The 14290-nt window shown below is 45.4% G+C and carries 13 protein-coding genes; 2 read left to right on the top strand and 11 right to left on the bottom strand.

Annotated features, from left to right (window positions below; all coding sequences use genetic code 11):
• Positions 1-308 precede the first annotated feature (308 nt).
• The 5 genes from NK638_RS09270 to NK638_RS09250 form a co-directional block, all read right to left on the bottom strand.
• Positions 309-563, bottom strand: coding sequence for a heavy-metal-associated domain-containing protein (locus tag NK638_RS09270; RefSeq protein ID WP_274632794.1), 255 nt, complete (start codon positions 561-563; stop codon positions 309-311).
• A 36-nt stretch (positions 564-599) separates the two neighbouring features.
• A complete protein-coding gene (gene kdsA, locus NK638_RS09265; RefSeq protein WP_274632793.1) occupies positions 600-1475 on the bottom strand; it encodes a 3-deoxy-8-phosphooctulonate synthase in 876 nt (291 codons plus the stop codon).
• A 223-nt stretch (positions 1476-1698) separates the two neighbouring features.
• Positions 1699-3330 carry a CTP synthase gene (locus NK638_RS09260; RefSeq protein ID WP_274632792.1) on the bottom strand — a complete coding sequence of 544 codons (1632 nt, stop codon included), beginning with the start codon at positions 3328-3330 and terminating at the stop codon, positions 1699-1701.
• 186 nt (positions 3331-3516) lie between these two features.
• A complete protein-coding gene (locus tag NK638_RS09255; RefSeq protein WP_274632791.1) occupies positions 3517-4560 on the bottom strand; it encodes a porin in 1044 nt (347 codons plus the stop codon).
• Positions 4561-5170: 610 nt separating this feature from the next.
• Positions 5171-7369, bottom strand: coding sequence for a malate synthase G (locus NK638_RS09250; protein WP_274632790.1), 2199 nt, complete (start codon positions 7367-7369; stop codon positions 5171-5173).
• A gap of 567 nt (positions 7370-7936) precedes the next feature.
• Between NK638_RS09250 and miaE the strand changes: the two genes are divergently transcribed.
• Positions 7937-8671 carry a tRNA isopentenyl-2-thiomethyl-A-37 hydroxylase MiaE gene (miaE, locus tag NK638_RS09245; RefSeq protein WP_446739828.1) on the top strand — a complete coding sequence of 245 codons (735 nt, stop codon included), beginning with the start codon at positions 7937-7939 and terminating at the stop codon, positions 8669-8671.
• Here miaE and NK638_RS09240 read toward each other — a convergent pair whose 3' ends face one another.
• From NK638_RS09240 to mtgA, 6 genes are all read right to left on the bottom strand, one after another.
• Positions 8672-8902, bottom strand: a complete 231-nt coding sequence (locus NK638_RS09240; protein ID WP_274632788.1) for a hypothetical protein — start codon at positions 8900-8902, stop codon at positions 8672-8674.
• 71 nt (positions 8903-8973) lie between these two features.
• Positions 8974-9375 (bottom strand): hypothetical protein, encoded by a 402-nt coding sequence (locus NK638_RS09235; protein WP_274632787.1) that lies wholly within the window; start codon positions 9373-9375, stop codon positions 8974-8976.
• A 163-nt stretch (positions 9376-9538) separates the two neighbouring features.
• Positions 9539-9790, bottom strand: a complete 252-nt coding sequence (locus NK638_RS09230; RefSeq protein ID WP_274632786.1) for a hypothetical protein — start codon at positions 9788-9790, stop codon at positions 9539-9541.
• A 230-nt stretch (positions 9791-10020) separates the two neighbouring features.
• Entirely contained in the window at positions 10021-10209 is a 189-nt protein-coding gene (locus NK638_RS09225) for a hypothetical protein (RefSeq protein ID WP_274632785.1), read from the bottom strand.
• A 260-nt stretch (positions 10210-10469) separates the two neighbouring features.
• Positions 10470-12629, bottom strand: a complete 2160-nt coding sequence (gene ppk1, locus NK638_RS09220; RefSeq protein ID WP_274632795.1) for a polyphosphate kinase 1 — start codon at positions 12627-12629, stop codon at positions 10470-10472.
• A gap of 86 nt (positions 12630-12715) precedes the next feature.
• Positions 12716-13405 (bottom strand): monofunctional biosynthetic peptidoglycan transglycosylase, encoded by a 690-nt coding sequence (gene mtgA / locus NK638_RS09215; protein WP_274632784.1) that lies wholly within the window; start codon positions 13403-13405, stop codon positions 12716-12718.
• 219 nt (positions 13406-13624) lie between these two features.
• Here mtgA and NK638_RS09210 point away from each other — a divergent pair, with 219 nt between their 5' ends.
• Positions 13625-13942, top strand: a complete 318-nt coding sequence (locus tag NK638_RS09210) for a glutaredoxin family protein (RefSeq protein ID WP_274632783.1) — start codon at positions 13625-13627, stop codon at positions 13940-13942.
• Positions 13943-14290: the final 348 nt, after the last annotated feature.

Below are 14290 nucleotides of genomic sequence, written 5' to 3'. Positions count from 1 at the left end.
CGCAGCCGCCACAAGTCATGCCATCGATATTGATAATACGAGTCTGGGTTGCCATGAGGGCCTCCTTATTGTTATATAACTAACCTAGTTTAAAGTAAATACAGTCATTTACTAAGGGCGTGTCCTAGCATAAGCCCTATCAAAGCCAACAACAAGGCGCTTTGGTATGACTTTATTAACCAAGGCCTTCATACTTTCTATAGTCGAATCCAAATAAGTCAGATACACGGCTGTCACGTCGTTTTTATATCGGATTGACGTTATCCAACAGGCGATACCCGATGTTCACTTTGCGCCGCCGTTATCTTTTAATTATGATAGCGTGGATTTTGCGGCGCATCGATAGGATATGGCTGCGTCACATAATCGACCATGCTAATCGCCGCCGTTAGGGCCTGAATACTGGTATCGGTATCATCATACCGCACGGTTGCTATACTGCTTGCCGCATCAAGGTCTATCGCGGTCACCCCTGTGATGTTTTTTAGCGCGGTCATCACACTGTCCAAGCCTTTGGCATCATCGATGTTTTCGATGCTGACTTGTGCTGTCTGAATCGCCATTATCCTATCCTCCTATCATGGGTTCCATTGATGGCATTAGTGAGTATCTAACACCTCAAAACCTTTGACCAAATCATCAATCTGCTTAAGCTGACGCAAAAACGGCTCCAACTGGCTGGTTCTGAGCGCACAGGGGCCGTCGCATTTTGCCACCTCTGGGTTTGGATGCGCCTCCAAAAACAGCCCTGCCAGTCCCGTTGCCATTCCTGCACGGGCAAGGGTGGTGATTTGCTCGCGGCGGCCGCCAGCACTGTCACTGCGCGCGCCTGGCTGCTGCAAACTGTGGGTCACATCAAAAAACACCGGTACGTTCATTTGTTTCATGGTATCAAACCCGAGCATATCCACGACCAAATTGTTATAACCAAAGGCACTGCCGCGCTCACAAAGTATGAGCTTATCATTGCCGCCTTCCAAGCATTTATTGATGATATGACGCATTTCATGCGGCGCTAAAAACTGCGCTTTTTTGATATTGATGATGGCATCTGTCTTTGCCATCGCATGCACCAAGTCAGTCTGACGCGACAAAAACGCAGGCAGCTGAATGATATCGGCGACCTCTGCGACCGGTGCGGCTTGATACGGCTCGTGTACATCGGTGATAATCGGTACTTGAAACTTTTCTTTGATTTGCCCCAGCCAGTCGATGCCTTTTTCTAAGCCTGGGCCTCGGTAAGAATGCAAACTAGAGCGATTGGCTTTATCAAAGCTGGCTTTAAACACATAGCCGATGCCCAAACGCTGACAGATATCTATATACTGCTCAGCAATCTCAAATGCCAATTCCTTGGACTCTAAAACGTTCATGCCGCCGAACAATACAAAAGGTTGGTCATTGCCAATATTGATCGTCTGGTTATTAGGCGTGTTAAGCGCGATACGTGATTGCGCGTTCAATAAGTTTTCCATTCAGCCGTTACCTCTTATCTTTTTATAAATAGGTCGATACCGTATTGTAACCGATAGCTTGACGAAAAAAAGTATGCAAGCGTAATTACCGACTCTTAATATCAATAACTACCAAATAATATGTCTCGTTGCTCAATATTAAGCCAAAAAAAAGACCGATCCGAAGATCAGTCTTTTTAGCAAAGATCATGCTCTCACATAACAACAAATGCTTCAGTGATTACTATGTTTCGCTATGATTTTTTGCCGCTTTGACAAAGCTATTAAACAGCGGATGGCCACCACGAGGCGAGCTGGTAAACTCAGGATGGAACTGTACCGCGATAAACCATGGATGATCTGCAATCTCAACCGACTCAACCAAATGCTGTTTGGCAGAATAACCCGAGATACTCATGCCCGCTTGCTCTAGTGGCTCGATGTAACGATTGTTCATCTCATAACGATGGCGATGACGCTCAGTGATGTTTTTGGTGCCATAAATCTGAGCAAGCTTGCTACCAGAAACCAGCTCTGCTTGCTGCGCGCCTAGGCGCATGGTACCGCCAAGGTCTGAGTCATCACTACGAATTTGTAACTCGCCGCGCTCATCTAGCCATTCAGTGATCAGCCCGATGATAGGCTCAGCTGTCTTACGATCAAACTCAGAAGAGTTGGCATCGATATGCAGCACATTACGGGCGTATTCAATCACCGCCAACTGCATACCCAGACAGATACCCAGATACGGCACTTTGTTTTCGCGGGCGTAAGTGATGGCTCTCATTTTACCAGTGGTACCGCGCTCACCAAAACCACCTGGTACCAAAATCGCATCAGCATCGTTTAGACGCGCATACAGCTCATCGTCCGTCTCTAGTAGCTCAGCATCGATATAGTCAATTTTGACATCTGACTGATGCACGATACCAGCATGTAGCAAAGCTTCGTTGATCGACTTATAAGCGTCTGGTAACTCGACATATTTGCCGACCATCGCCACCGTCACTACCGCTTGAGGGTTGAGCTGGGCTTCGACGACTTTGTCCCAATCGCTCAAATCCGCTTCTGGTACATCAAGACCAAAACGCTCGCAGATTAGATCGTCAAGATCTTGCTCATGTAGGGTGCGCGGGATTTGATAGATGCTTTGGGCATCTTCACACATGATGACTGCGCGCTCTTCGACATTGGTAAACAGCGCAATCTTGCGGCGGTTGTCTTGCGAGATATGGTGCTCAGAGCGGCAGATGAGAATGTCTGGCTGCAGACCGATAGAGCGTAGCTCTTTGACTGAATGCTGGGTCGGCTTGGTTTTGGTTTCGCCGGCACTAGCGATATAAGGCACCAGCGTTAGATGCATGAGCATAGCGCGATTGCGACCAAGCTCTACTTGCATCTGACGTACCGCTTCCATAAATGGCAGCGACTCGATGTCACCGACTGTACCGCCAATCTCGATGATGGCGATATCGTAGCCTTCGCCACTGGCAAGAATCTTACTTTTGATTTCATCAGTGATGTGCGGGATGACCTGCACGGTACCGCCTAGATACTCACCGCGGCGCTCTTTGTTTAGCACGTTTTGATAGATACGACCGCTGGTAAAGTTGTTGCTCTTACTCATCTTAGAATGGCGTAAGAAGCGCTCATAATAGCCCAAATCCAAATCCGTCTCTGCGCCATCTTCGGTGACAAACACCTCACCATGCTGAAATGGGCTCATCGTACCTGGATCGACGTTGATATACGGATCCATCTTGGTCATCGTGACTGTCACGCCACGCGCTTCTAAGACCGCAGCAAGAGAAGCGGCGGTGATACCTTTTCCTAGTGAGGACACTACCCCACCGGTCACAAATATAAACTTGGTCATAGTACTCATCAACAATTGGTAAAGAAGGATTTTACTAAAAATACGCCACAAAATATAGGGCAAAAATGCAAACTGTCTGAAACTCTTGTTTTCTACCTCAGCGGTAGACTTTTGTCACAAATAATACATACAACAAAAAAACCCACCCCGAAGGATGAGTTTTTTATTTAGATTCTAATGGTTAGATTAGAATAAGTATTCTAGACCGCCACCGATAGCTAGTACGTCAGCATCAGTATTGCCAAGGTCAGCTGAGTTATTACCAGCATAAGCATGTACAATCATATTATCTTGATAGTAGTATTTACCACCAACAACGATTTGATCTGAGTCAAAGTTGTCAACACCATCTAGGTTGTCAGTTTTGTTGTACTGAACATAAACAGTTGCTGGACGAGCAAAGTTAGATAAGCCTAATGCACCACTAACTACTAGACCTTTCTCTTTTTCGGTATCACCCTCATAGTCAAAATCAGCTACTTGATATAGAGCACCTAATGTTACAGGAGCTGCCATGTATTTACCTAGATCAACAGTTGCTGTACCACGGATGATCTCACCAGCAATATTTTGGTCTTTATCGTACGCAACACCAGCAGTGAAACCAGTACCTTGGTCAAACATTAGCGCAGCACCAAAGCCACTATTACGATCATCACTATCCTCTACAAAGCTTTCGTCAGCACTATACATAACAGAAAGTTGTAATGGTAGGTTGTTGTATTTTGGAGACATCCAAATAACTGAGCTGTTGATACGGCCACTATCAGCCATATTCAAACCACCATAGTTTTCGTTATCTTCAAGTTTATTGCCACCTAGGTTATCCCAATAACCATCGTTAACGACTACGTTGTTGATTTTATCTAAAGTAGATTGGTTTTTACCAGCACGGAATTCACCAAAGTTTTTGTTCACGACACCAAGATATGTATCACGGTTAGAGAAACCATCGCTATCACCATCAACACGAGTACCATACTCTAGCTGATAGATAACGTCAGTATTGGCAGTCATCGCTTCAGAGCCTTTGATACCGATACGTGAAGAGTTGGAGTTGATCTGTACTGAGTCAGACTCTCTGTCTGCACGATCATCACCATTTGGGTAATCAACTTCGGCATTTACATAATCAGCAGTAACAAACGCTTTACCATATAAGGTAGGAGCGGCATTGGCTGCAGAAACAGATAGAGCAGCAACGGCTGTAGCTAAAAGTAGTTTTTTCATGGGGTATCTCCACTTTACAATTGTAGTAATGAGCAAGCTATTATTAGCTGGCGCCCATATTGGTATCGTCACAAATCCTCAAAGATATAATGTGTAACTGGCTACCGAGATTAGTCAGAAACAAGTGTGGCGAAGTTTTATTACAGTAAGATGAAAAAACCATGACTTACATAACCAGCATCAAAAAAAGTAACTGCCATGTAAACGTTGGTCTTTATCCTTCTGCTGCGTAACATCCGTTACTAAACTCATACTTCGAGTACAAGCATAACAACTTTGACATAATTTGCAACATATTTTTTTGCACTTTTAACACGATATCTGGCGCACTCCACATCTTTTATAGCGCTCAGGCGTTGAAAAAAATAGCTATATAATGCGCTTAAATACCAATGGTTTACCGTAAGTTTTATGACAAACCATTCGATTATGGCCACTGTATTGTGTACAAAAATAAAGCGCTACTTATTCACTGATAAGTAGCGCTTATAAGCGAAACAGCATTATCGCTATCTACTATCGACACCGGGTCAATATAGCCATGTAGCCATATATACATGCATCGACACAGCTTTTATGCCGATGCAATAGGACAGTGAAGCACACTGGATTAGACGTTGGCTTTTAGATCCAAGCGTGCTTGGTGCAATAGTGGCTCAGTGTAGCCGCTTGGCTGCTCGCGTCCTTTAAAGACGAGGTCACAGGCCGCTTTAAAAGCATAAGACTGCTCAAAGTTGTTTGCCATAGGCTGATAGCTACTGTCGCCGGCATTTTGCTCATCGACGATCTTCGCCATACGCTTCATGGTATCCATGACTTGCTGCTCGCTGACCACACCGTGATGCAACCAGTTGGCGATATGCTGGCTTGAGATACGCAAAGTCGCACGGTCTTCCATCAGGCCCACATCGTTGATGTCAGGCACTTTTGAGCAACCGACGCCTTGGTTTACCCAGCGTACCACGTAGCCTAAGATACCCTGCGCGTTGTTGTCCAGCTCTTGCTGCTTCTCTTCCTCTGTCCAGTTGGTGTCTTTGGCCAATGGAATGGTCAAGATATCGTCTAGGCTAGCACGCTCGCGTGATTTTAGGCTGTCTTGTACCTCGGCGACATTGACTTGATGATAATGCATGCTATGCAAGGTGGCGCCTGTCGGTGATGGTACCCAAGCGGTACTGGCACCAGATTTTGGATGTGCCGCCTTGGTCTCTAGCATCTCTTTCATCTCATCAGGCTTGGCCCACATCCCTTTACCAATCTGCGCCACACCCTGCAGGCCAGTTTCTAGGCCGATATCGACGTTCCACTGCTCATAGGCGGGCTGCCATGCTTGCGACTTCATCTCGCCTTTTGGTACAAATGGGCCAGCATTCATACTGGTATGCATCTCGTCGCCTGTACGATCCAAGAAGCCGGTATTAATAAAGATAACGCGCTCTTTGGCTTGGCGGATGGCTTCTTTTAGGTTTACCGTCATGCGGCGCTCTTCATCCATGATACCTATCTTGAGCGTATGGCGCTCTAGACCGAGCAAATCCTCTACCGCATTAAACAAATCATTGGCCATTTTGACTTCATCAGGGCCATGCATTTTTGGCTTGACGATATACATCGAGCCTTTGCGTGAGTTTGATAGCGCGTTTTTGCCTTTTAGATCGTTTAGCGTCAATAGCGGTGTGATCAAACCATCCATCAAGCCTTCAAAGATTTGCTCTTGACCATTACCCAAATCGACCAAAATCGCTGGGTTTTGCATCAAGTGACCAACGTTACGAATCAAAAGCAGTGAGCGACCGGGTAAGATCAGTGTGCCGCCCTCTGGTGTGGTGTACTCACGATCTGGGTTTTGCTTACGGGTGCGGGTTTTACCACCTTTTTCAAACGTCTCTTGCAAATCGCCATTCATCAAACCTAGCCAGTTGCGATACACTTCGACTTTTTCTTCGGCATCGACCGCAGCGACCGAATCTTCGCAGTCTTGAATCGCAGTAATGGCGGACTCTAATAGTACGTCTTTGATGTTTGCTGGGTCATCTTTACCTACTGGATGGCTGGCATCGATTTGAATCTCTGCGTGTAGGCCATTGTTTTTGAGCAAAATACCAGAAGGGCTATCTGCCTCGCCGACATAACCGACGAATTTTTCGGCGTCTTTTAGCTCAGTGCTACTATCGCCCAGCTTGACTTCCAGCTTGCCATCGACGACTTTAAAGCCTGTGACATCGGTATAAGAGCCTGAGGCTAGCGCAAAATGCTCGTCTAAAAAGGCTTTGGCATAAGCGACAACGGCCGCGCCGCGCGTGGGATTATAGCTGCTGCCTGCTTCTTGACCATTTTCATCGCTGATGACATCGGTGCCATATAAAGCATCGTACAAGCTACCCCAACGGGCGTTGGTGGCATTTAGCGCATAGCGCGCGTTGCGTACAGGGACGACTAGCTGTGGACCTGCAATATGAGCAATCTCGTCATCGACGTTTTGGGTGCTTACCGTAAAGTCATCGCCTTCTGGTAACAAATAGCCAATTTCTTGCAAAAAAGCCTTGTAAGCTGGGAAGTCAATCTCACCTTCTTTGGCAGGATTGTCTAGATGCCATTGATCGATTTGCGCTTGAATGCTGTCACGAGTCGCAAGCAGCGCTTTGTTGCGCGGCGTGAACTCTTTGATGACTTTTTCAAAACCTGACCAATAACTGTCTGAGTCCACACCGACTTTTGGCAGCACTTCGTTTTCGATAAAGTCATACAACTGCTGGTCGATGGCAAGAATACCTTTTTGAATCCGATTGGCGTTAGAAGATTGGCTCATGCTGTTATCCTTATCTATCTGTGATGGGTGTACCTACGAAGTTGCTACCACTATAGCGGTAGTAGATGGCGTGCATTTCTCTAAAATGGCGCATCCTTGATATGAGCGAGTGATCTGCGTGATGGCTGTGCCTTTTCGTCGATAGTGATATCTGCTTTATATCGCGCTGGCAGTTGTTATAATGTTTGCCATCTCGAATGGGCACTCATTGCTCCTTGATCGCTCCTTTATCGAGTCATCAAACAAAATGCCGCCTAAACAAAATATCATCCTACTATCAAATAAAGAAATAAACAAGAAAACACCATTCACTAAGTAAATACTGGGGTTGTATAATAATGATACCCTACAGCCTATCAGCGCTAAGGCTGTTTATCCTCAAATCGTGGTAATCGTTTTTTTAAGCTTTTATATAGCCAGCTCTGTATAAAAACGATAGTTAATAAGCTCAGGCGGCAAACCCAAACCTTTAAAACAACCTTTTATCTTATCCAATACTTTTTGACCATGACACAGACTATGAGTAAACCGACCATGCCAACCAATTCCCATGCTATAAATGACGACATTGCAGTAGAAAGCAGTACAGAAGAAGACAGTGTAGATATCTCGCAGCTGCGCACACCGAACAAAGTAGATTTATCTGCGGTTTATGGTTTTTTGGGCGCACGTACCACGCCAGATTGGGTAGCCGCCGCTATCGCTGACCTACCTTTGATCATTCAAGATCATGCCAACTGCGAAAAAAAAGCGGTACCCGCCGCTATCGCTGACCTACCTTTGATCATTCAAGATCATGCCAACTGCGAAAAAAAAGCCGCTGGCACCGCGATGAACCTACTGTTTCGCTATGAGTTTTCTTATGACTTGCAGCGTAAATTGGCACAGCTGATACGTGAGGAGATGCTGCACTATGAGCAAGTGCTGGGTATCATGAATGAGCGCGGTCAAGAATGGCGGTACTTAAGTGCGGGGCGCTATGCCAAAGGCATGCTCAAACACAAGCGCACTTATGAGCCTGCGGCAATGAGCGATGTGCTGATCATCGGCGCGTTTATCGAAGCGCGCTCCTGTGAGCGCTTTGCGGCATTGGCTGAGGTGATTGATGATGAGCGATTGGCAAAATACTATCGCTATTTGCTCAAATCAGAGAGTCGTCATTTTGAGGATTATTTGGCATTGGCACAGTCACTATCGACAGAGGCTATCGATGAGCGAGTGGCATTTTTTAGAGAAGTAGAAGCAGAGCTTATCATCAGCCCTGATTCCGAGCTACGGTTCCATAGTGGCTCGCCCGCTTAACTATTTATTGTCTTCCATCAGAGGGCTATCGTACTGTTTATGGTCTTTGGCGACGTGATGCGGGTCGTGATCATCTGTGACACGCTCTGCAGCCGCAGGATTGGCTTTTTGCAGCGCATCATCAGGCACGATACCGTCATTGTCGTCAGCATCTTTTAGTTCATGTTGCTGGTGTTTTGGTGACTGCGCTGTCTCTGCTGGTTTTAATGAGTGATCATTGGGGTTATTCATAGCATTTCCTTATAATAGAAAGATGAAAGTAAATCAAGTGAATGAAGGATGTGCCCTAGATCATAAAAAAACTATCTGTCTTTTTTATGATCTTTTTCGTCAGGGTTTAACACCCGTGTCTGGGCATTATTGACAGTGGCATAGCGATTTTTATTGTTAATCTTATGGCTATCAGGGGCTTCGCTACTGACAGTCCTTTCATTGACGTTATCATCAAACGCAGTACCTTCTTGATCGCGTCGATCTGGCTGGCGCGCAGGATTATCATCGTCATTGACATGCTCTGTCTCTACGATACCCTCTTCAAAGGTATCTGTGCCTTTATTCTCTGTCGTGTTTTCTTCAACCTCATGATTTTCGATATCATGTTTTTCGCCATTACTGCTCATATCGTGGCGACCAAGCGCGTCTTTATGATCTTTATGATTATCTATGGGCGTTTTGGTTAATGCTGGATCTTTGGTTTGCATCATCTCATCCTTGTCTTTTTTATCGTTATTATTTTTTCATTAATACTTTTTCATTAATACTTGATGTTCGTAGTACTTCTTTTACATGGCCACGAAATAACGTGCTCAATACTCGACCTTATGTCCCACAATAGCTTATATGGGTCTAACCTATATGGACAACGAATTATTCGTTGCCTTTTTGACTCAAATCATGAGCATTGAGATCAGCCACATTTTTGCCGCCATCAGGTAGGTTTTCTTCTTTGCGCGGGTCGACATAGACCTCGTCTGTCTCCTGTGAGGCTTGCTCTGGCCCATCTATATTTGCCTGGTACTTTCGGCCTTCATAGCTGCCTTTTGGGTTGTCTGGCTGTTTAATAGCAGGGTCGTGGATCGGTACTGCTTCTTCATTATTTGGGCGTGTATTGTCTGACATGCTATATCCCTCACGTATGTATTGGCGTGGACGTGTCCTCAATTCAATCGATAATCATCTAAATGGGCTAAATCTAGCCAAACGCTGTCAAATAGCTAACTAACATCTCGATATTACCTGCGCTATCTTCCTTGTTTGATGGCGACTTATCTCATTTTTATCACCATTTTTAAAATGAAAACACGCTCTAATAAGTAGAGTAACTATTTATCCTGTTATTTGTTATCCTCTTATTTATCGGTACGCAAATCCTCTTCGATAAAGGCGGTTTGCTCTTCTTCGCTGAGCTGTTCAGGTGCATCGACTCTCTTGTCTTCTTTAAGGTTTTGCTGAATCTTTTGACTGTCTGCCTGTTCGGCTGCTTTGTTGATGTCTGATTTTGTATCAGAATTATCAGGCGTCGTATCGTGATTACTCATAGATGCTTCCTTTTTTCCTATGTTTTTATGATTGGCTTTTACGTTCTATGCTTTTATGATTGAGCGTATTTTTATTATAGAAACAAGACTCGACCAGACACCAGTGTGCTGCGGTATCAATGTGTGAATAAATGTGAGGTTACAAGACAGTTTGTAACTTCCTGCCAGCAGCATGCAAATAACAGTAGCCAAATGCATCCATAAAAAAAACCAAACGCCAGTATAGCCAGCGTTTGGTTTGAGTCAGTATTAGAGGGCTGTTAAGACGATGCCTCTACCCCGTTGATGAGCGTTAATAAATGCTCTTGGGCGGCATGTGGCGGCGTACCAGCAGCGGGCTGTAGTTGCTGCCAGACGCCGTCGCCATTGAGTGTCCACGCTTGGGTATTGTCTTGTAAGTAGTTAATCAAGCCATCTTGATATATCTGCTGAAACAGTTTTTTATCTTCAATCGGAAACGCCACTTCGACGCGGTGAAACAAGTTACGATCCATCCAGTCGGCACTACCACAATACAGACGCTCGTCACCGTTATTATAAAAATAGTAAATGCGTGTGTGCTCTAAAAACCGGCCAATCACCGAGCGTACTGTGATGTTTTCCGACAAACCTTTGACCTGTGGACGCAGACAGCACATTGAGCGCAAAATCAGCTCGATTTTTACCCCTGCTTGAGAGGCGTCATAGAGCTTGGCGATCAGGCGACGCTCCGTCAAAGCATTGACCTTGACCATGATATGAGCGCGTTTGCCTGCCTTTGCGTGAGCGATCTCATCATCGATAAAACTCATCAACTTATCATGCAAGGTAAAGGGCGCATGCAGTAGTTTTTTGAGATTGGCAGGCTTGCCCATGCCCGTTAGCTCTTGGAAGATTTTGTGCACATCTTCTGAGATATCAGGATCGGCGGTAAACAAACCGTAGTCGGTATAGACCTTAGCATTGGCGGCATGGTAGTTACCTGTCCCTAGGTGTACATAGCGGCGAATGCGATCATCCTCGCGGCGTATGATTAGCATCAGTTTGGCATGGGTCTTGTAGCCGACGATGCCATACACCACCACCGCCCCTGCTTCTTGCAGATAATTGGCGACTGCGATGTTTGAGGCTTCATCAAAACGGGCGCGCAGCTCGATGACGGCAGTGACTTCTTTGCCATTTCGAGCAGCAGCGGCCAGCGCTTTGACGATTTCTGAATTGGTGCCTGAGCGGTACAGCGTTTGCTTGATTGCCAAAACTTTTGGGTCATTGGCGGCTTGCCATAATAGGTTGACGACAGGCGAGAATGAATGAAAAGGATGATGCACCAGTACATCGCTTTTGCGCATGGCAGCAAACATGCTACTGGTTTTGTCCAGCTTTTTTTCTTCGCGGCGAAACGCTTTTGGTATCGCTTGCGTAAAGGGCTGATAGCGCAGCGCTGGTATATTAAAGTCGAACAATAAGCGCGTGAGGTTGACCGGCCCGTTGACACGGTACAGCTGATTGTCGTGCAGCTCAAACTCATTGAGCAGATAGTCGCTGATGGGCGTTGGGCAGTCGGTGGTGACCTCTAGGCGTACCTTATCACCGAAGCGGCGGTTTTCAAGCTCACCCTCTAACGCTTTGGCGATATCCTCGACATCGTCCGCTAGGTCTAAGTCCGCATTACGCGTCAGTCGAAACTGATGACAGCCGGTGACATTCATCCCCGGAAACAGCTCGCCAATATGCTCATGAATAATGGCCGATAGCATGACGTGATGCTCTTTGCCGCCAGTCAGCTCATCAGGTAAGCGTATGACGCGTGGGAGACTGCGCGGCGCAGGAACGATGGCGAGATTGATATCACGACCAAAGGCATCTTTGCCCTCTAGAGTAGCGATAAAGTTGAGGCTTTTATTGACCAAACGCGGAAACGGGTGGGCAGGATCAATACTAATCGGCGTCAGTACAGGCGAGACTTGTTCGGTAAAATAGCGCTTCATCCATGCCGACTGATCGCTATTTAGCTCATCGCGTTTGAGATAACGGATGTCTTCTTTGGCCAGCGCAGGCAAGATGTCTTCATTGAGAATGCGATACTGCTCAGCGATGGCATCGTGTGTGATAACAGAGATTTCATTGAGTACCTCGCTTGGGCGCATACCATGAGCACTGGTCGATACATCACCGATATTGAGTTTTTGCATGATGCCTGCCACGCGAATCTCAAAGAATTCATCGAGATTCGATGAAAAAATAATGAGAAAAAACAAGCGCTCAAGCAGTGGGTGACGCGGACTGGCAGCCTGCGCCAGTACCCGTAGATGAAACTGCAACAAAGACAGGTCGCGATTGATATAACTGCTGGGCGAATAACTGCCATCTTCAAACCGCTGCCATGCTATGTGGGCGAGATCATCGTCTTTTTTCCCATGCGTCCCATCGTTTATGCTCATCACGGCGGCGCTATTGTCAGTCTGATGCTGCTTATCATTGCTTTTGGTATCTGCCACGTCCCTACTCCTTTTGCCTTCTCGATACGTCATGATGCTGATTGTGGTAAGACTGCATTTTTCATGCGTTTTTTGATGATACGCTGTTTGTTACGTAGCCGTCTATCGCCTTGGTTGTTTTCATAGTATTTTGGATTGGTCAGCATACTGATTAATAACGCCGATTCATCGCGATTTAGCTTGGCAGCCGATTTATTAAAATAGTGGTGCGCAGCGGCCTCGATACCGTAGATACCATCGCCAAACTCAGCCACGTTAAGATAAGCGGTCAAGATACGCTGTTTGTCCCACAACGTCTCTATCATCACGGTGATAATCGCCTCTTCGCCTTTACGAATATAGGAGCGATGCGCGGTCAAAAACAGATTTTTGGCCAACTGCTGCGTGATGGTCGAGCCGCCAGCTGTCGTTTTTCCTGACGCTTCATTTTTCTTTTGCGCCTCTTTTATGCCTTTAATGTCGAAGCCATTATGCTGACTGAAAGTCGAGTCTTCACTAGCAATAGCGGCTTGCTTGGCGGACTTGGCAATTTGATCATATTCTACCCACTCTTGGGTGACCTCGCCGCCGGTCAGACGATGGGTCAGCATAAACATGCTGTTGTTAATGGGCTGGGTTTTCCAAATCAATAATAGCCCTGTGACCAAAACATGAAAAACCACGACCAACAACATGAACGCCAAAAATACTCGTTTGATAAATGTGCCAAAACTTGCCATGCGCGATATCCAAGTGATTGAAAAGATAAAAGGTAGCCGCTTATCCAAAAACAGCCCAAGCAGTTAACTCAAATAGCAGGTCATCTTACCTAATCTCATAATTGCTGTCATTATTTACCCCATTTCTTTATCATGTAATGAGCTATAAACAGTATTCACTTTTTATTTAAGGGTTTAAGATAAGTACTTTATAACAAGCATAAAAATAAGAGAATAAATATGCATAATGGTAATAATATAAAAGCACTGCGCGCACGTATTATTGAAGCGAGCCCAAATCTTTGCAGCGCTGAAAGTTCTGATAAGTGGTGGCTACTCGGTACCTCTGGCTGCCATCTGTGTGAAATCGCTGAGCAACTTATGGTGCGCTTTCAAAGCGTACAACCTATTACCTACGAGAATGTCGATATTGCAGACTTTAATGAAGATCTGATGATGGAGTTTGCCACCACCATTCCTGTGATAATCACACCGACAGCACGCTTAAATTATCCGTTTTCAGTCATGGATTTACAGCAACTGTTAGCTCACAACTAACGGCACTTTGTTTTGATGTTATAGAGCTTTTAAATTTCTTATATTAGAATATCTACCGCTAATTTTAGCTAGTATGGTACTTCAACATTTGCTAGACTGCTTTTATATTCTGTTTGGTAAATTGATTATACTAATGCTAATGATTTACTGATCAATAATCTCAACTCTCTAACCTTGCACTCTGTTAAATCATATACATACAATTCTCAGCGAAAGCACCTAAGAGCAACTATTAGGGCGTGTTTAACACGCTTTAATAAATATAGTTAGCTGAATGTAAAACTGTTATGGATTTGAACGCGCTACTGGTATAAATTTTACTTGCGTGCTGCGTTTCCAGAGGCTGCG

The sequence above is a fragment of the Psychrobacter sp. A3 genome (genome assembly GCF_028823565.1).
GTDB lineage: Bacteria > Pseudomonadota > Gammaproteobacteria > Pseudomonadales > Moraxellaceae > Psychrobacter > Psychrobacter celer.
This window is presented reverse-complemented; position numbering and strand designations above follow the sequence as displayed.

What these genes read in the sequence shown, in the direction of transcription:
- NK638_RS09270 (WP_274632794.1), bottom strand. Translation starts at nt 563, where the DNA reads ATGGCGATTCAGACAGCACAAGTCAGCATCGAAAACATCGATGATGCC.
- kdsA (WP_274632793.1), bottom strand. Translation starts at nt 1,475, where the DNA reads ATGGAAAACTTATTGAACGCGCAATCACGTATCGCGCTTAACACGCCT.
- NK638_RS09260 (WP_274632792.1), bottom strand. Translation starts at nt 3,330, where the DNA reads ATGACCAAGTTTATATTTGTGACCGGTGGGGTAGTGTCCTCACTAGGA.
- NK638_RS09255 (WP_274632791.1), bottom strand. Translation starts at nt 4,560, where the DNA reads ATGAAAAAACTACTTTTAGCTACAGCCGTTGCTGCTCTATCTGTTTCT.
- NK638_RS09250 (WP_274632790.1), bottom strand. Translation starts at nt 7,369, where the DNA reads ATGAGCCAATCTTCTAACGCCAATCGGATTCAAAAAGGTATTCTTGCC.
- NK638_RS09240 (WP_274632788.1), bottom strand. Translation starts at nt 8,902, where the DNA reads ATGAATAACCCCAATGATCACTCATTAAAACCAGCAGAGACAGCGCAG.
- NK638_RS09235 (WP_274632787.1), bottom strand. Translation starts at nt 9,375, where the DNA reads ATGATGCAAACCAAAGATCCAGCATTAACCAAAACGCCCATAGATAAT.
- NK638_RS09230 (WP_274632786.1), bottom strand. Translation starts at nt 9,790, where the DNA reads ATGTCAGACAATACACGCCCAAATAATGAAGAAGCAGTACCGATCCAC.
- NK638_RS09225 (WP_274632785.1), bottom strand. Translation starts at nt 10,209, where the DNA reads ATGAGTAATCACGATACGACGCCTGATAATTCTGATACAAAATCAGAC.
- ppk1 (WP_274632795.1), bottom strand. Translation starts at nt 12,629, where the DNA reads ATGAGCATAAACGATGGGACGCATGGGAAAAAAGACGATGATCTCGCC.
- mtgA (WP_274632784.1), bottom strand. Translation starts at nt 13,405, where the DNA reads ATGGCAAGTTTTGGCACATTTATCAAACGAGTATTTTTGGCGTTCATG.
- NK638_RS09210 (WP_274632783.1), top strand. Translation starts at nt 13,625, where the DNA reads ATGCATAATGGTAATAATATAAAAGCACTGCGCGCACGTATTATTGAA.